The following is an 18,538-nucleotide window of genomic DNA, read 5'->3' as shown; positions in this document are numbered from 1 at the left end:
CAAACCAGGATCGCGCCGTCCATCTGCGCTGCGCCCGTGATCATGTTCTTCACATAGTCAGCGTGGCCCGGGCAGTCGACGTGTGCGTAGTGGCGGTTAGCCGTTTCGTACTCGACGTGCGCCGTGTTGATCGTGATGCCGCGCGCCTTTTCTTCCGGTGCCGCGTCGATCTGGTCGTACGCCTTCGCTTCGCCGCCGAACTTCTTCGTCAGAACCGTCGTGATCGCTGCCGTCAGCGTCGTCTTGCCGTGGTCAACGTGACCAATCGTACCAACGTTCACGTGCGGCTTGGTCCGCTCGAATTTACCTTTTGCCATGATTCTCTTCTTTCAAAAATTATCGATTGAGATAGCGAATTACTTCGACTTCGCGCTGATGATCGCATCAGCAACGTTGCGCGGAGCTTCAGCGTAGTGCTTGAACTCCATCGTGTACGTTGCACGACCTTGCGTCAGCGAGCGCAGCGACGTCGAATAGCCGAACATTTCCGACAGCGGCACTTCGGCGCGCACGATCTTGCCGCCGCCAACCATGTCTTCCATGCCCTGGACGATACCGCGACGGCCCGACAGGTCGCCCATCACGTTGCCCATGTAGTCTTCCGGCGTCTCGACTTCGACAGCCATCATCGGCTCGAGGACGACCGGGTTCGCCTTGCGCATTGCTTCCTTGAACGCCATCGAACCGGCCATGCGGAACGCGTTTTCGTTCGAGTCAACGTCGTGGTACGAACCGAACGTCAGGTGAACCTTCACGTCGACGACCGGGAAGCCAGCCAGCACGCCCGACTTCAGCGTGTCCTGGATACCCTTGTCGACCGCCGGGATGTATTCACGCGGAATCACACCACCCTTGATCTCGTCGAAGAACTCGTAGCCCTTGCCTTGTTCGTTCGGCTCGAGCGTGATGACCGCGTGACCGTACTGGCCGCGACCACCCGACTGCTTGACGAACTTGCCGTCGACGTCCTTCGCCGTCGAACGGATCGTTTCGCGGTATGCAACCTGCGGCTTGCCGACGGTTGCTTCCACGCCGAATTCACGCTTCATCCGGTCGACCAGAATTTCGAGGTGGAGCTCGCCCATGCCCGAAATGATGGTCTGGCCCGACTCTTCGTCGGTCTGCACGCGGAACGACGGATCTTCCTGTGCCAGACGGTTCAGCGCCAGGCCCATCTTTTCCTGGTCAGCCTTGGTCTTCGGCTCGACAGCCTGCGAAATCACCGGCTCCGGGAACACCATGCGCTCGAGCACGATCGGGTTTGCCGGATCGCACAGCGTGTCGCCGGTGGTCGCTTCCTTCAGGCCGACCGCAGCAGCGATGTCGCCTGCACGGACTTCCTTGATTTCTTCACGCTGGTTCGCGTGCATCTGCAGAATACGGCCGAGGCGTTCCTTCTTGCCCTTGGTCGAGTTCAGCAGCGTATCGCCCGAGTTGACGACGCCCGAGTACACACGGAAGAAGATCAGCTGGCCGACGAACGGGTCGGTCATGATCTTGAACGCGAGCGACGAGAACTTCTCGTCGTCCGACGCCTTGCGCTCCGCTTCTTCACCGTTTTCGAGCTCGCCCTTGACCGGCGGGATGTCGACCGGCGACGGCAGGAAGTCGATCACGGCGTCGAGCATACGCTGCACGCCCTTGTTCTTGAACGCGGTACCGCACAGCATCGGCTGGATTTCGCACGCGATCGTACGATCACGCAGCGCCTTGACGATGTCGGCTTCCGGCAGATCGCCTTCTTCCAGGTACTTGTTCATCAGGTCTTCGCTGGCTTCAGCAGCCACTTCGACCATCTTTTCGCGCCATTCCTTGCAGGTCTCTGCGAGCTCGGCCGGGATGTCGACGTAGTCGAACTTCGTGCCTTGCGACGCTTCGTCCCAAATGATCGCCTTCATCTTGATCAGGTCAACGACGCCCTTGAAGTTTTCTTCCGCGCCGATCGGCACCACGACCGGAACCGGGTTCGCCTTCAGGCGCAGACGGAGCTGGTCGTAGACCTTGAAGAAGTTCGCGCCGGTACGGTCCATCTTGTTGACGAACGCGAGACGCGGCACCTTGTACTTGTTAGCCTGGCGCCACACCGTTTCCGACTGCGGCTGCACGCCGCCCACTGCGCAGTACACCATGCACGCGCCGTCGAGCACGCGCATCGAACGCTCCACTTCGATCGTGAAGTCGACGTGGCCCGGGGTGTCGATGATGTTGATGCGGTGTTCCGGATAGTTGCCGCCCATGCCCTTCCAGAAGGCCGTGGTAGCAGCGGACGTGATCGTGATGCCACGCTCCTGTTCCTGCTCCATCCAGTCCATCGTGGCTGCGCCGTCGTGGACTTCACCGATCTTGTGGTTCACACCGGTGTAAAACAGAATGCGCTCGGTCGTCGTCGTTTTGCCGGCGTCGATGTGAGCGCTAATACCGATATTGCGGTAGCGCTCGATAGGAGTCTTGCGAGCCACTTTGATCCTCTACTGGGATGACACGATGCAGCCCTGCTGCATCATGCTTCAACACAAACGGGCGAGGCGCCTGAAAAGCGCACCCGCCCGGAATTTATTTCCGCAAACAGCCCAGCCAGGCGCTTAGAAACGGAAATGCGAGAACGCGCGGTTGGCTTCTGCCATGCGGTGAACTTCATCGCGCTTCTTCATCGCGCCGCCACGGCCTTCGGCCGCTTCGGAGAGTTCACCTGCCAGGCGCAGAGCCATCGACTTCTCGCTGCGCTTCTTCGCAGCCTCACGCAGCCAGCGCATCGCCAATGCCATACGACGCGACGGGCGCACTTCGACCGGAACTTGATAGTTGGCACCACCAACGCGACGGCTCTTCACTTCGACCACCGGCTTGACGTTGTTGAGCGCAACCGTGAACACTTCCAGCGGGTCCTTGCCACCCTTGGTCTGGATCTGTTCGAATGCGCCATAAACGATGCGCTCTGCGACCGACTTCTTGCCGGACAGCATCAGCATGTTCATGAACTTGGCTACATCAACGTTACCGAACTTCGGATCCGGCAACACTTCCCGCTTGGGGACTTCGCGACGACGCGGCATGATTCTTCCTTTACTTGTTCAGTTGGAGCTGGAACCAGCTCCGCGGCCACCAACAAACCCGATCACATCTTCACGACTAACCAGCTTGGCCGGGTGACCACTTACTCGACAGCACCGGCAATCCGGCACTCCCGCCTTGACCGCCCTGCGGCGATCCCTGATCAAAAACTGCTTACTTGGCAGCCTTTGCACGCTTCGCGCCGTACTTCGAGCGCGCTTGCTTACGGTCCTTGACGCCCTGGGTATCCAGCGAGCCGCGAACCATGTGGTAACGCACACCCGGCAAGTCCTTCACACGGCCGCCGCGGATCAGCACAACCGAGTGTTCCTGCAGGTTGTGGCCTTCACCGCCGATGTACGAAATCACTTCGAAGCCGTTCGTCAGACGAACCTTGGCGACCTTACGGAGTGCCGAGTTCGGCTTCTTCGGCGTCGTCGTGTACACACGGGTGCACACGCCGCGACGCTGGGGGCAGTCCTGCAGGGCCGGGCTCTTGCTCTTCGTCGTTTCCGACTGACGGCCTTTGCGAACCAGTTGGTTGATGGTTGGCATTGTTTATTCCTGAAATTGAACAAAATCTGCACATCGATTTCGGGCAAAGCGAGAATCGGCGCACAGTTGACTTCCGAACCGGCGAAACGGGTGCGAGCTTTCGAACGCAACTCGGCCCACCGAATACCGGAACCCAGCATCATATTCCGGAAATACCAACTAAGTCAACGGCTTGCGTGATTCGCCGGCCGGACGCGTGGTTTACCGGAAGGGTCGGAACGCCTGTGTCAGGCAGACTCGACGACGTCAATGATCTCGTCGCCGAAGCGCTCCAGCTTGCGCACCCCCATGCCGGGGATATGGCGCAGGTCGTCGATCGTCTCCGGCGCGTTGCGTGCGATCTCGGCGAGCGTCGCGTCGTGGAAGATCACGTAGGCCGGCACGCCGTCCGTCTTCGCCGTTTCCGCGCGCCACGCACGCAGCGCATCCCACCTTGCGCGCTCGCGCGTGCCCATGCCGGCCGTCGGGTCGACGCGCGTGCCGCTGCGGCCCGACGACTGGCGCGTGCGCTGCGGCTTCACGTAGCGGCGCAGCGTGACCTTCTCCTCGTTCTTCAACACCGGCTTCGCGGCCTCGGTCAGCACGAGTGCACCGAAGCCGCCGTGATCGACGGCCAGGTAGCCGTACGCGACGAGCTGCCGAAATATCGCGCGCCACTCGGGCTCCGACAGCGACGCGCCAATCCCAAACGTCGTCAGCTGGTCGTGGCCCCGCTGCAACACCTTCTCGGTGCGCCCGCCGCGCAGGATCTCGATCAGGTGGCTCGAGCCGAAATTGAAGCCGCTCGCGCGCTGCGCGCGGAACACGCACGACAGCGCCATCTGCGCCTCACGCGTCGCGTCCCACGAAGCGGGCGGCTCGAGGCACGTATCGCAGTTGCCGCACGGCTTGCTCTCCTCGCCGAAGTAGTTCAGCAGCCGCACGCGGCGGCACGAGATCGTCTCGCACAGCCCGAGCAGCGCGTCGAGCTTCGACGTCTGGACGCGCTTGTGTGCGTCGTCGGCATCCGATTCGTCGATCATCTTGCGCTGCTGGACGACGTCGCCGAGCCCGTACGCCATCCACGCATTCGCGGGCATCCCGTCGCGGCCGGCACGGCCCGTTTCCTGGTAGTAGCCTTCGACGCTCTTCGGCAGATCCAGGTGCGCGACGAAGCGCACGTCCGGCTTGTCGATGCCCATGCCGAACGCGATCGTCGCGCACATCACGATGCCTTCCTCGCGCTGGAACATTTCCTGGTGCTTCTGCCGCACCTCGAACTCCATCCCCGCGTGATACGGCAGCGCACGCACGCCTTGCGCCTTCAGCCATTCGGCCGTTTCCTCGACCTTGCGACGCGACAGGCAATAAACGACACCCGCATCCGTCGTGCCGTCGGCATTCGTGTGTTCGGCGCGGATGAAATCGAGCAGCTGCGATCGCGCGTTGTCCTTTTCGACGATCCGGTAGCGGATGTTCGGGCGGTCGAAGCTCGACACGAACACGCGTGCGTCGTCGAGCGCGAGACGGTGGATGATCTCGTCGCGCGTGATCGCATCGGCCGTCGCGGTCAATGCGATGCGCGGCACCGACGGAAATCGCTCGTGCAGCACCGACAGCTGGATGTATTCCGGGCGGAAATCGTGCCCCCATTGCGACACGCAGTGCGCTTCGTCGATCGCGAACAGGCCAATCTTCGCGCGCTCGAGCAGGTCGAGGAAGCGCCCTGTCATCAGCCGCTCGGGCGCGACATACAGCAGGTCGATTTCGCCTTCGCGCAGCGCCCGCTCGGTCGCCGCGGCCTCGGCGCCCGACAGTGTCGAGTTCAGGTACGCCGCGCGCACGCCCACTTCGCTCAGTGCGGCGACCTGGTCCTGCATCAGCGCGATCAGCGGCGACACGACGATACCGGCACCCTGCCCGGCCTCGCGACGCAGCAGCGCCGGAATCTGGTAGCACAGCGACTTGCCGCCGCCGGTCGGCATCAGCACGAGACAATCGCCGCCGCCGGCGACGTGTTCGACGATTTCGCCCTGCTGGCCGCGAAAAGCGGGATAACCAAATACTTCGTCGAGGATTTCGAGGGCGCGGGACATGAAATAGAACGGGGACGGCTGGACGATGACCGCAATTTTAACAACCCGCTCGCGGGACGCGTGGCGAATCGTGCGGTTTTGGCCGATCGGCCAGGGTTCGTTCGCGTGCATGACGAGCCTGCCACGACCGCGCCGCAAGTGATTGCAACGGCTTCGGCGGCGCTTGCAGTCAGGCCGCACGTCCGTCGCGAGCAAGCGAGGCCGGCACGGCACAGGCGCGTCATGCACGCGAACGACAGATGAAAAAAAACCGCCCGGCAAAACCGGGCGGTCTCGGTGACAGCGTGGTGAGGCAAGGCGGCTCGCGCCGCCCGCGCTTACTCGGCTGCCGGGTGCTGTTGCGGCTCTTCCGCAGCAGGCGTGCTCGGCGTGCCGAAATCGAACGCCTCTTCCGCTGCGATCTGGTCGAAACGCTCGCGATCCGACGATTCCTTCGCCTTGCGTGCCTTGTGGAACGCGAGACCCGTACCGGCCGGAATCAGACGGCCGACGATCACGTTTTCCTTCAGGCCGCGCAGATCGTCGCGCTTGCCCATGATCGCCGCTTCGGTCAGCACGCGGGTCGTTTCCTGGAACGATGCCGCGGAGATGAACGAGTCGGTCGACAGCGATGCCTTCGTGATACCGAGCAGCACGTTGTCGTACGAAGCCGGACGCTTGTCCTCGGCGATCATGCGATCGTTCTCGTCCAGCATGTCGGAACGCTCGACCTGTTCGCCCGGGATGAAGCGCGTATCGCCGTTGTCGGTGATCTGCACACGACGCAGCATCTGGCGAACGATCACCTCGATGTGCTTGTCGTTGATCTTCACGCCCTGCAGACGATACACGTCCTGCACTTCGTCGACGATGTAGCGCGACAGCGCCTCGATACCCTGCAGACGCAGGATGTCGTGCGGATCGGCCGGACCGTCCACGATCATTTCGCCCTTGTTGACGACCTGTGCATCGTGAACCAGAACCTGCTTTTCCTTCGCGATCAGGAACTCGTGCTGGTTGCCCTCGAGATCCGTGATGACGAGACGCTGCTTGCCCTTCGTGTCCTTACCGAACGACGTCGTACCGGTGACTTCCGCGAGAATGCCGGCATCCTTCGGCGAACGCGCTTCGAACAGTTCCGCCACCCGCGGCAGACCGCCGGTAATGTCACGCGTCTTCTGCGCTTCCGTCGGGATACGTGCGAGCACTTCACCGACCTGCACTTGCTGACCATCCTTCACGGTGATCAGTGCGCCGACCTGGAAGCCGATCTGCACCGCGTGCTCCGTGCCCGGAATCTTCACTTCGTCGCCGTTCGCGTCGAGCAGCTTGACCTGCGGACGCACGCTCTTCGAAGCCTGCGAACCACGGCGCTTCACGTCGATCACGACCAGCGTCGACAGGCCGGTCACGTCGTCGATCTGCTTCGCGACGGTCACGCCTTCCTCGACGTTCTCGAACTTCACCGTACCACCGTACTCGGTGATGATCGGACGCGTCAGCGGATCCCACGTGGCGAGCTGCGTGCCTGCCTTGATCGTCGCGCCGTCGAGCTGCAGCAGCGTCGCGCCGTACGGCACTTTGTGACGCTCGCGCTCGCGACCGAAATCGTCGGTGATCATCGCTTCGCCCGAACGGGAAATGACGATCTGCTCGCCCTTCGCGTTCGTGACGTAACGCATCGTCGCCGTGAAGCGGACGATACCGTTGCTCTTCGCTTCGACCGACGAAGCCACTGCCGCACGCGATGCCGCACCACCGATGTGGAACGTACGCATCGTCAGCTGCGTGCCCGGTTCACCGATCGACTGTGCAGCGATCACGCCGACTGCTTCGCCGACGTTCACGAGCGAGCCGCGGCCGAGGTCACGGCCGTAGCACGACGCACACAGACCGTAGCGCGTTTCGCAGGTCAGCGGCGTGCGCACGCGCACTTCGTCGATGCCGAGGCGTTCGATTTCCTCGACCGCCGTTTCGTCGAGCAGCGTGCCCGATTCGTACACCGTTTCCTGCGTTTCCGGGTTCACGACGTCCGCAACCGCAACGCGGCCGAGGATACGGTCGCGCAGCGCCTCGACGACTTCACCGCCTTCGACGAGTGCCTTCATCGCCACGCCGTTCGACGTGCCGCAATCGTCTTCCACGACGACCAGATCCTGCGTGACGTCGACGAGACGACGCGTCAGGTAACCCGAGTTTGCGGTCTTCAGTGCCGTATCAGCCAGACCCTTACGTGCACCGTGGGTCGAGATGAAGTACTGCAACACGTTCAGACCTTCGCGGAAGTTCGCGGTAATCGGCGTCTCGATAATCGAGCCGTCCGGCTTCGCCATCAGGCCACGCATACCGGCCAGCTGACGAATCTGAACCGCCGAACCCCGGGCGCCCGAGTCGGCCATCATGTAGATCGAGTTGAACGACTCCTGGCGCGTCTCGTTGCCGTCGCGGTCCGTCACCGGCTCCGTCGACAGCTGCTCCATCATCGCCTTGCCGACCGCTTCCGACGTTGCCGACCAGATGTCGACCACGTTGTTGTAGCGTTCCTGCGCGGTGACGAGACCCGACATGTACTGGCGGTCGTACTCCTTCACCTTCTTCGCGGCGTCGCCGACGATCGTTTCCTTCTGCGGCGGCACGAGCATGTCGTCCACGCAGATCGAAATACCGGCGCGCGTCGCGAGACGGAAACCCGACTGCATCAGCTGGTCGGCAAACACCACCGTCGCGCGCAGACCGCACTTGCGGAACGCCGTGTTGATCAGGCGCGAGATTTCCTTCTTCTTCAGCGGCTTGTTCAGCACCGAGAACGGCAGGCCGTGCGGCAGGATCTCCGACAGGATCGCGCGGCCGACGGTCGTCGCGTACAGCGAGATCTTCGGCACGAACGGCGGCGCGCCTTCCGACGTGTCCTCGTTGTGGACCATTTCGGTGATCCGCACGTTGACGCGCGATGCGAGCTCGACTTCCTTGTTCTCGTACGCGCGGATCACTTCCGACACGCCCGTGAACGACAGGCCTTCGCCCTTGCCGTTGACCGCTTCGCGGGTCGCGTAGTACAGACCCAGCACGATATCCTGCGACGGCACGATCGACGGATCGCCGTTGGCCGGGAACAGCACGTTGTTCGACGCCAGCATCAGCGTACGCGCTTCCATCTGCGCTTCGAGCGACAGCGGCACGTGAACGGCCATCTGGTCACCGTCGAAGTCGGCGTTGAACGCCGCGCAGACGAGCGGGTGCAGCTGAATTGCCTTGCCTTCGATCAGCACCGGCTCGAACGCCTGGATACCGAGACGGTGCAGCGTCGGCGCACGGTTCAGCATCACCGGGTGCTCGCGGATCACCTCTTCGAGGATGTCCCACACCACCGGCGTCTGGTTCTCGACTTCCTTCTTCGCAGCCTTGATGGTCGTCGCGACGCCCATCACTTCCAGCTTGTTGAAGATGAACGGCTTGAACAGCTCGAGCGCCATCAGCTTCGGCAGACCGCACTGGTGCAGCTTCAGCGTCGGGCCGACCACGATGACCGAACGGCCCGAGTAGTCGACGCGCTTGCCCAGCAGGTTCTGACGGAAACGACCGCCCTTACCCTTGATCATGTCGGCGAGCGACTTCAGCGGACGCTTGTTCGCACCCGTCATCGCCTTGCCGCGACGGCCGTTGTCGAGCAGCGAGTCGACGGCTTCCTGCAGCATCCGCTTTTCGTTGCGGACGATGATTTCAGGTGCCTTCAGCTCGAGCAGGCGCTTCAACCGGTTGTTACGGTTGATCACGCGGCGGTACAGGTCGTTCAGGTCCGACGTCGCGAAACGGCCGCCGTCCAGCGGCACGAGCGGACGCAGTTCCGGCGGCAGCACCGGCAGCACTTCGAGGATCATCCACTCGGGCTTGATGCCCGAGCGCTGGAATGCCTCGAGGACCTTCAGGCGCTTCGCGTACTTCTTGATCTTCGCTTCCGAGCCGGTGTTCTTCAGCTCGGTGCGCAGCGTCTCGACCTGCTCGTCGATGTTGATCGCGCGCAGCAGTTCACGCACGCCTTCCGCGCCCATTTCGGCACGGAATTCGTCGCCGTATTCCTCGACCTTGTTGTAGTAATCCTCTTCGGTCATGATCTGCCGCGCCTTCAGCGGCGTCATGCCCGGTTCGATCACCACGTACGCTTCGAAGTACAGCACGCGTTCGATGTCGCGCAGCGTCATGTCGAGCACCATGCCCAGACGCGACGGCAGCGACTTCAGGAACCAGATGTGCGCGACCGGCGAGGCCAGTTCGATGTGGCCCATCCGTTCGCGACGCACCTTCGCCAGCGTTACTTCGACGCCGCACTTCTCGCAGATCACGCCGCGGTGCTTCAGGCGCTTGTACTTGCCGCACAGGCACTCGTAGTCCTTGATCGGCCCGAAGATCTTCGCGCAGAAGAGACCATCGCGTTCCGGCTTGAACGTACGGTAGTTGATGGTCTCCGGCTTCTTCACTTCGCCGAACGACCACGAACGGATCTTGTCAGGCGAAGCCAGACCGATCTTGATCGCGTCGAAAACTTCTTCCTGTTGGACTTGCTTGAATAGATCGAGCAGAGCTTTCATTGCTTTCTCTCCGTAGTCCGATTAATTGCGGTCGAGATCGATATCGATACCGAGCGAGCGGATTTCCTTCACGAGCACGTTGAAGGATTCCGGCATGCCTGCATCGATCACGTGGTCGCCCTTGACGAGGTTTTCGTACACCTTCGTCCGGCCGGTCACGTCGTCCGACTTCACCGTCAGCATTTCCTGCAGCACGTAGGACGCGCCGTACGCTTCGAGTGCCCACACTTCCATTTCACCGAAACGCTGGCCACCGAACTGCGCCTTACCACCCAGCGGCTGCTGCGTGACGAGCGAGTACGGGCCGGTCGAACGCGCGTGCATCTTGTCGTCGACCAAGTGGTGCAGCTTCAGGTAGTGCATGTAGCCCAGCGTCACGCGACGTTCGAACATTTCACCCGTGCGGCCGTCGTACAGACGGACCTGGTTCTTCGACGGGTTCATGCCGAGCTGTTCAGCGATGTCGTCCGGGAACGCGAGGTCGAGCATCTTGCCCATTTCTTCCTCGGTCGCACCGTCGAACACCGGCGTCGCGAACGGCACGCCTTCGCGCAGATTCTTCGCGAGTTCGAGGATCTCGTCGTCGGTGAAGCTTTCCAGGTCTTCCTGGCGGCCCGACTCGTTGTAGATCTTCGTCAGGAACACGCGCAGTTCCTCGATCTTCGCCTGACGCTGCAGCATTTCGCCGATACGCCAGCCGAGGCCCTTCGCAGCCCAGCCGAGGTGCACTTCCAGAACCTGACCCACGTTCATCCGCGACGGAACGCCCAGCGGGTTCAGCACGACGTCTGCCGGACGGCCGTCGGCCATGTACGGCATGTCTTCGATCGGGACGATCTTCGACACGACACCCTTGTTACCGTGACGGCCTGCCATCTTGTCGCCAGGCTGCAGACGGCGCTTCACCGCGAGGTAGACCTTGACCATCTTCAGCACGCCCGGCGGCAGTTCGTCGCCTTGCGTGAGCTTCTTGCGCTTCTCTTCGAACGCGAGGTCGAACTGGTGACGCTTCTCTTCGATCGAGTTCTTGATCGCTTCGAGCGATGCCGCTGCTTCGTCGTCCGCGAGGCGGATGTCGAACCAGTGGTAGTGGTCGAGGTCTTCCAGGTAAGCCTGGTCGATCTTCGTGCCCTTCGCGAGCTTCTTCGGACCGCCGTTCGCGACCTTGCCCACCAGCATGCGTGCGAGACGCTGGAACGCGTCGCCTTCCACGATGCGCAGCTGATCGTTCAGGTCGAGACGGTAGCGCTTCAGTTCGTCGTCGATGATCTGTTGCGCACGCTTGTCGCGCTGGATGCCTTCACGCGTGAACACCTGGACGTCGATCACGGTGCCGCTCATGCCCGACGGCACGCGCAGCGACGTGTCCTTCACGTCCGAAGCCTTCTCGCCGAAGATCGCGCGCAGCAGCTTCTCTTCCGGCGTCAGCTGGGTCTCGCCCTTCGGCGTGACCTTGCCGACCAGCACGTCGCCTGCTTCGACTTCAGCACCGATGTACACGATGCCCGATTCGTCGAGACGGCCGAGCTGGACTTCCGCCAGGTTCGAGATGTCGCGCGTGATTTCTTCCGGCCCGAGCTTCGTGTCGCGTGCAACGACGTTCAGCTCTTCGATGTGGATCGACGTGTAGCGATCGTCCGCAACCACCTTCTCCGAGATCAGGATCGAGTCTTCGAAGTTGTAGCCGTTCCACGGCATGAACGCGATCAGCATGTTCTGGCCGAGCGCGAGCTCGCCCAGGTCCGTCGAGGCGCCGTCGGCCAGCACGTCGCCGCGCGAGACCTTGTCGCCCATCTTCACGATCGGACGCTGGTTGATGTTCGTGTTCTGGTTCGAACGCGTGTACTTGATCAGGTTGTAGATGTCGACACCGACTTCACCTGCGACCGCTTCGTCGTCGTTCACGCGAATCACGATACGGCCTGCGTCGACATAGTCGACGACGCCGCCGCGGAACGCCTGAACCGTCGTACCCGAGTCGACCGCGCAGGTGCGCTCGATACCCGTCCCGACGACCGGCTTTTCCGGACGCAGACACGGCACGGCCTGACGCTGCATGTTCGAACCCATCAGTGCACGGTTCGCATCGTCGTGCTCGAGGAACGGAATCAGCGAGGCTGCAACCGACACGATCTGCGACGGCGCGACGTCCATGTACTGGATACGGTCCGGCGTGACCATCATCGTTTCGCCGGCTTCACGCGACGACACGAGTTCGTCGATCAGCGTGCCGTTCTCGTCGATCGCGGCGTTCGCCTGAGCGATCATGTAGCGGCCTTCCTCGATCGCCGACAGGTAGTCGATCTGGTCGGTCACCTTGCTGTCCACGACCTTGCGGTACGGCGTCTCGAGGAAGCCGTACTCGTTCAGGTGCGCGTACAGTGCGAGCGAGTTGATCAGACCGATGTTCGGACCTTCCGGCGTTTCGATCGGACACACGCGGCCATAGTGGGTCGGGTGCACGTCACGAACTTCGAAGCCTGCGCGTTCGCGCGTCAGACCGCCCGGGCCCAGTGCGGAAACACGGCGCTTGTGCGTGATTTCCGACAGCGGGTTGGTCTGGTCCATGAACTGCGACAGCTGCGACGAACCGAAGAACTCGCGGATCGCCGACGAAATCGGCTTCGAGTTGATCAGGTCGTGCGGCATCAGGTTTTCGCTTTCGGCCTGGCCGAGGCGTTCCTTGACCGCGCGCTCGACACGCACGAGACCGGCGCGGAACTGGTTTTCCGCCAGTTCGCCGACGCAACGCACGCGACGGTTGCCGAGGTGGTCGATGTCGTCCACTTCGCCCTTGCCGTTGCGCAGCTCGACGAGGATCTTGATCGTCGCGAGGATGTCGTCGTCCTGCAGCGTCATCGGGCCGGTGATCTCGTCACGGCTGACGCGGCGGTTGAACTTCATGCGGCCGACCTTCGACAGGTCGTACGCTTCTTCGCTGTAGAACAGACGATTGAACAGGGCCTCGACCGCTTCTTCGGTCGGCGGCTCGCCCGGACGCATCATGCGGTAGATCGCGATGCGCGCGGCCGTCTTGTCGGTCGTTTCGTCGACACGCAGCGTCGACGAGATGTACGGGCCCTGGTCCAGGTCGTTCGTGTAGAGCGTCTGGATGTCCTTGATGCCCGCTTCGCGCAGCTTCTCGAGCACGCTTTCCGTGACTTCGTCGTTCGCGCTCGCGATCACTTCGCCGGTGTCGCCGTCGACGACGTTCTTCGCCAGCACGCGGCCGAGCAGATAGTCTTCCGGCACCGAGATGAACTTGGTCTTCGCGGCTTCGAGATCGCGAATGTGCTTCGCGTTGATCCGCTTGTCCTTCTGGACGATGACCTTGCCATCACGATCCGTGATGTCGAAACGCGCGACTTCACCACGCAGGCGCTCGGGCACGAACTCGAGTTGTGCGCCTTCGTCCATCAGCGTGAAGTTGTCGAACACGAAGAAGTTCGCGAGGATCTGTTCCGGCGTCAGGCCGATGGCCTTCAGCAGGATCGTGACCGGCATCTTGCGGCGACGGTCGACGCGGAAGTACAGGATGTCCTTCGGATCGAATTCGAAGTCGAGCCACGAGCCGCGGTACGGAATGATCCGTGCCGAGAACAGCAGCTTGCCCGAGCTGTGCGTCTTGCCCTTGTCGTGTTCGAAGAACACGCCCGGCGAACGGTGCAGCTGCGAGACGATGACACGCTCGGTGCCGTTGATGACGAACGAGCCCGTCGGCGTCATGAGCGGAATTTCGCCCATGTACACTTCCTGCTCTTTCACTTCCTTGACGACCGGCTTGTTCGGCGATTCCTTGTCGAGGATGACAAGGCGGACCTTCGCGCGCAGCGCGGAGCAGTACGTCAGGCCGCGCTGCTGGCATTCCTTGATGTTGAATGCCGGCGCGGACAACGCGTAGCTCACGAACTCGAGGCGCGCGAAGCCGTTGTGCGAAACAATGGGAAATACCGATGTGAACGCGGCCTGCAAACCTTCAGGCTTGCGTTGCGTGGCCGGCACATCGGCTTGCAGAAACGTGCTGAATGATTCAAGCTGGGTAGCCAGCAAGAAAGGAACTTGGTGAACGATGGGGCGCTTCGCGAAACTCTTGCGAATGCGCTTCTTCTCGGTGAAGGAATATTGCATACGATCTCCGAATCACGGCGGGTGCTATCGAGGCGGAATACCTGGACGTTTCAAACCCGAGTGTTCACCGACTGAGACCCGATGGCCGTCCGACGGCTTGAACGAGCCGAGAAGCTTGGTGGTTGGCCGCTACCAACCGCTGGCTGACGGCAGCGGATGCCTGTGTTGCCCGCTACCCGACCAAACTTGCCTTCTGCAGTCGCTTCAGAAGACAAAGAGAACCGCCATTCGTGACCAATCACAACGATCAGGCGGTTTTCTTTGGCTTCTGGGGCCGATTATTCGGGCTCCCGAATGAGTGCCAGAATAACGTCCCCACAAAGCACAAAAAGGCCGGCGGTGAAAATACCGCCAGCCTTCGCACAGCGCGCCGAAACTTACTTGACTTCGACCTTCGCGCCAGCTTCTTCCAGCTTCTTCTTGGCTTCTTCAGCAGCAGCCTTGTCGACGCCTTCCTTGACAGCCTTCGGTGCGCCGTCAACGACGTCCTTCGCTTCCTTCAGGCCCAGGCCCGTCAGTTCGCGAACTGCCTTGATGACTGCAACCTTGTTGCTGCCTGCTTCAGCCAGAACGACCGTGAATTCGGTCTTCTCTTCTGCAGCAGCAGCAGCGCCGCCGCCTGCCGGGCCAGCGACTGCCACTGCAGCTGCCGACACGCCAAACTTCTCTTCGAACGCCTTGACCAGTTCGTTCAGTTCCAGAACGGTCATCCCTTCGACTGCTGCCAGGATGTCTTCTTTTGCGATTGCCATTTGAAATACTCCTAAATTGAATTCGGATACAGCCAGCGATCAATGACGCTGATGCACGTTCGATTACGCAGCTTCCGCTTGCTTCTTCTCTGCCAGCGCGGCCAGGGCACGCGCGAAGCCCGAAACAGGCGATTGCATAACGAACAGCAGCTTCGAGAGCAGTTCTTCGCGGCTCGGGATGCTTGCCAGCGCTTGCACGCCAGCCTTGTCCATCACCTTGCCATCGAACGAACCAGCCTTGATGACCAACTTGTCATTGCTCTTGCTGAAGTCGTTGACGACCTTAGCAGCAGCAATTGCATCTTCCGAGATGCCGTAGATCAACGGGCCAGTCATCTGCTCTGCCAGCGGAGCAAACGGCGTACCTTCAACGGCGCGGCGCGCCAGCGTGTTCTTCAACACGCGCAGGTAAACCTGTTGCTCACGCGCTTGCGCGCGCAGCTTGGTCAGATCGCCAACCGCAATTCCACGATACTCAGCCAGCACAACGGTCTGGGCCTTCGCGACTTGCGCGGAAACCTCAGCGACGACGGCTTGCTTGTCTTCTCTATTAAGCGGCACGGTTAGCCTCCAGAAACGATACGTTCGGCACGAAACCTCACGTACCTCGTTCAACAACGGCGTCCGACCTCGTTAGGAGTATTTCCACCTCATGCCGCGAATCGCTTCACGGCCTGCGGCTTCACCACTGCAAAACTTTTTCGGGTTCGCCATCTGCGTTGGCTTGAATTAAGGGATCACCTGACTGCTGTGCCCCACCAACGGTCTTTGATAACCGGTTGCCCGCCCTGCCTGCACGAACAACCGCCCAAAGCCCATGTAGGCCGCTTCGCGAACGAAGCGGCCCGAAATCTTGCTTACTGTGCTGCCAGCGTAGCCTGGTCGACACGCACGCCGACGCCCATCGTGCTCGACAGTGCGATCTTGCGCAGGTAGACGCCCTTGCTCGTTGCCGGCTTTGCCTTCTGCAGCGCTTCGATCAGCGCCGACAGGTTCGAACGCAGTGCGGTCGGCTCGAACGATGCACGGCCGATGGTCGCGTGGATGATACCGGCCTTGTCGACACGGAATTGCACCTGACCAGCCTTCGCGTTCTTGACGGCGGTTGCGACGTCCGGCGTGACCGTACCGACCTTCGGGTTCGGCATCAGGCCGCGCGGGCCGAGGATCTGACCCAGCGTACCGACGATACGCATCGTGTCCGGCGAAGCGATCACGATGTCGAAGTCCATCTGGCCAGCCTTGATCTGCTCAGCCAGGTCTTCCATACCGACGATTTCCGCGCCTGCTGCACGAGCTTGCTCAGCCTTCTCGCCTTGCGCGAACACTGCAACGCGAACCGACTTGCCCGTACCTGCCGGCAGAACGACCGAACCGCGAACGACCTGGTCCGACTTCTTCGCATCGATGCCGAGCTGGACTGCTACGTCGATCGACTCGTCGAACTTCGCGCTCGCGCATTCCTTCACGAGGCTCAGTGCGTCTTCGATCGCGTACAGCTTCTGACGATCAACCTTGGCGGCAAATGCCTGACGGCGCTTGGAGATCTTAGCCATTTACACGCCCTCCACAGTGATGCCCATCGAGCGTGCGCTACCAGCGATGGTGCGAACGGCTGCGTCCAGATCAGCTGCCGTAAGGTCCGGCATCTTGGTCTTCGCGATTTCTTCGGCTTGAGCGCGCGTGATCGAACCGACCTTGTCGGTGTGCGGCTTGCTCGAGCCCTTGTCCACCTTCGCCGCCTTCTTGATCAGGACGGTCGCCGGCGGCGTCTTCATCACGAACGTGAAGCTCTTGTCAGCGAATGCCGTGATGACCACCGGCACCGGCAGACCCGGCTCCATGCCTTGAGTCTGCGCGTTGAACGCCTTGCAGAACTCCATGATGTTCAGGCCGCGCTGGCCCAGTGCCGGACCGACCGGCGGCGACGGGTTGGCTTTACCTGCAGGGATCTGCAGCTTGATAAAGCCGATAATCTTCTTTGCCATTTGTGAACCTCATTGGAACGCCGGAAGGGCGTTCGGTGAGTGATAACGCGCTTTCGCCTCTGGCTACTGACGCTCCTCAACGGCCATGACGCGGGCCGTAAGCGCGAAGGTGGGCAGCCGAGGCTGCCCACCGAATCGGGATCAAACTTTTTCGACCTGGCCGAACTCGAGTTCGACCGGAGTGGATCGGCCAAAGATGGTGACCGACACACGCACGCGCGATTTTTCGTAGTTGACTTCTTCGACGGTGCCATTGAAGTCCGTGAACGGGCCTTCCTTGACACGCACCATCTCGCCGACTTCGAACAGGGTCTTCGGGCGCGGCTTCTCGACGCCTTCCTGCATCTGCGACATGATCTTCTCGACTTCCTTCGGGGAAATCGGGGTCGGGCGGTTACGTGCACCGCCGACGAAACCGGTAACCTTCGCGGTGTTCTTCACGAGGTGCCACGTTTCGTCCGTCATCTCCATCTCCACCAGCACGTAGCCGGGGAAAAATCGACGCTCGGTTACTGCCTTGTGGCCGCCTTTGACTTCGACCACTTCTTCGGTCGGAACCAGGATCTGACCGAATTTGTCCTGCATGCCAGCACGTTCGATGCGCTCCTGAAGCGCACGTTGCACGCTCTTCTCCATACCGGAGTAGGCGTGCACGACGTACCAACGCTTTCCGCTCGGGGATGCCGGAGTATCGCTCATATCATTTCCAACCCAGAATCGCCGAGAAAATCACCCATTCGATCGATTTGTCACTCAACCAGAGGAAAATCGCCATCACGAGCACGAAACCGAACACGACGAGTGTGGTTTGCGTTGCTTCTTTGCGGGTGGGCCAAACGACCTTCCGGACTTCCTTGTACGAATCCTTGGCAAAGGCGATGAGGCTCTTGCCAGGGGCGGACATCAGCCCGACGGCCACGCCGGCGATGATCCCTACCGCCAACGCGGCACCGCGGACATACCACTGCTGATTGGCCAGCCAGAAGAAGCCCACGAATCCGGCCAAGACCAACAATACGCCCAGGGCCAGCATCAGCTTATCGCCGGAGGTATTTACAGTTTCGACGGATGGATTCGCCATAACACCTTAAAACAAATGCCACGTAGAACACGTGGCTATTTTTTGGCAGGGGCAGAGGGAATCGAACCCCCAACCTTCGGTTTTGGAGACCGACGCTCTGCCAGTTGAGCTATACCCCTAAACCATACTGGGGCTGGCTGTTGCCAGCCCCAAAACTGTCGATCAACGAATAACTGGCTTACTCGATGATCTTGGCGACGACGCCGGCGCCGACCGTACGGCCGCCTTCGCGGATTGCGAAGCGCAGACCTTCTTCCATCGCGATCGGTGCAATCAGCTTCACCGTGATCGACACGTTGTCGCCCGGCATCACCATTTCCTTGTCCTTCGGCAGCTCGATCGA

At 61.4% G+C, this 18,538-nt stretch carries 13 protein-coding genes, 1 tRNA gene and 1 pseudogene; all 15 read right to left on the bottom strand.

Translation table 11 applies throughout. The annotated features are described in order from the left end of the window. A partial coding sequence (locus ACTJLD_RS41165; protein ID WP_440661769.1) for a GTP-binding protein occupies positions 1 to 317 on the bottom strand: 317 nt, incomplete at its 3' end. Between the two features lie 39 nt (positions 318 to 356). Then, positions 357 to 2,459 carry an elongation factor G gene (gene fusA, locus ACTJLD_RS41160; RefSeq protein ID WP_021161762.1) on the bottom strand — a complete coding sequence of 701 codons (2,103 nt, stop codon included), beginning with the start codon at positions 2,457 to 2,459 and terminating at the stop codon, positions 357 to 359. Positions 2,460 to 2,582: 123 nt separating this feature from the next. Further along, positions 2,583 to 3,053, bottom strand: a complete 471-nt coding sequence (gene rpsG, locus ACTJLD_RS41155) for a 30S ribosomal protein S7 (protein WP_006477195.1) — start codon at positions 3,051 to 3,053, stop codon at positions 2,583 to 2,585. 172 nt (positions 3,054 to 3,225) lie between these two features. Next, positions 3,226 to 3,606, bottom strand: coding sequence for a 30S ribosomal protein S12 (rpsL, locus tag ACTJLD_RS41150; RefSeq protein WP_006400662.1), 381 nt, complete (start codon positions 3,604 to 3,606; stop codon positions 3,226 to 3,228). A gap of 227 nt (positions 3,607 to 3,833) precedes the next feature. Beyond that, positions 3,834 to 5,681, bottom strand: coding sequence for a DNA helicase RecQ (gene recQ, locus ACTJLD_RS41145; protein ID WP_021161761.1), 1,848 nt, complete (start codon positions 5,679 to 5,681; stop codon positions 3,834 to 3,836). 317 nt (positions 5,682 to 5,998) lie between these two features. Next, a complete protein-coding gene (rpoC, locus tag ACTJLD_RS41140; RefSeq protein WP_021161759.1) occupies positions 5,999 to 10,246 on the bottom strand; it encodes a DNA-directed RNA polymerase subunit beta' in 4,248 nt (1,415 codons plus the stop codon). 21 nt (positions 10,247 to 10,267) lie between these two features. Further along, the gene (rpoB, locus tag ACTJLD_RS41135; protein WP_027788581.1) at positions 10,268 to 14,374 is read right to left on the bottom strand and encodes a DNA-directed RNA polymerase subunit beta; all 4,107 of its coding nucleotides are present in this window, start codon (positions 14,372 to 14,374) and stop codon (positions 10,268 to 10,270) included. Positions 14,375 to 14,751: 377 nt separating this feature from the next. Further along, positions 14,752 to 15,126, bottom strand: coding sequence for a 50S ribosomal protein L7/L12 (rplL, locus tag ACTJLD_RS41130; protein ID WP_021161757.1), 375 nt, complete (start codon positions 15,124 to 15,126; stop codon positions 14,752 to 14,754). 63 nt (positions 15,127 to 15,189) lie between these two features. Then, positions 15,190 to 15,687 (bottom strand): 50S ribosomal protein L10, encoded by a 498-nt coding sequence (gene rplJ, locus ACTJLD_RS41125; protein ID WP_027788582.1) that lies wholly within the window; start codon positions 15,685 to 15,687, stop codon positions 15,190 to 15,192. Positions 15,688 to 15,983: 296 nt separating this feature from the next. After that, positions 15,984 to 16,682 (bottom strand): 50S ribosomal protein L1, encoded by a 699-nt coding sequence (gene rplA, locus ACTJLD_RS41120; protein ID WP_006482906.1) that lies wholly within the window; start codon positions 16,680 to 16,682, stop codon positions 15,984 to 15,986. Further along, positions 16,683 to 17,114 (bottom strand): 50S ribosomal protein L11, encoded by a 432-nt coding sequence (gene rplK / locus ACTJLD_RS41115; protein ID WP_006477201.1) that lies wholly within the window; start codon positions 17,112 to 17,114, stop codon positions 16,683 to 16,685. A 141-nt stretch (positions 17,115 to 17,255) separates the two neighbouring features. After that, complete coding sequence (gene nusG / locus ACTJLD_RS41110; protein ID WP_006400672.1) at positions 17,256 to 17,813, bottom strand: transcription termination/antitermination protein NusG; 558 nt, start codon at positions 17,811 to 17,813, stop codon at positions 17,256 to 17,258. 1 nt (position 17,814) lies between these two features. Further along, positions 17,815 to 18,195 (bottom strand): preprotein translocase subunit SecE, encoded by a 381-nt coding sequence (gene secE / locus ACTJLD_RS41105; RefSeq protein ID WP_006482892.1) that lies wholly within the window; start codon positions 18,193 to 18,195, stop codon positions 17,815 to 17,817. A gap of 43 nt (positions 18,196 to 18,238) precedes the next feature. After that, positions 18,239 to 18,314 (bottom strand) — tRNA-Trp (locus tag ACTJLD_RS41100). Between the two features lie 59 nt (positions 18,315 to 18,373). Continuing rightward, positions 18,374 to 18,538: pseudogene (locus ACTJLD_RS41095) on the bottom strand (elongation factor Tu); the annotation flags it as partial.

Origin of the sequence: Burkholderia sp. 22088 (assembly GCF_052045915.1) — a bacterium.
Classification (GTDB): Bacteria; Pseudomonadota; Gammaproteobacteria; order Burkholderiales; family Burkholderiaceae; genus Burkholderia; species Burkholderia cepacia.
The sequence above is the reverse complement of the archived record's forward strand: the minus strand, read 5'-3'. Positions and strand labels throughout refer to the sequence as shown.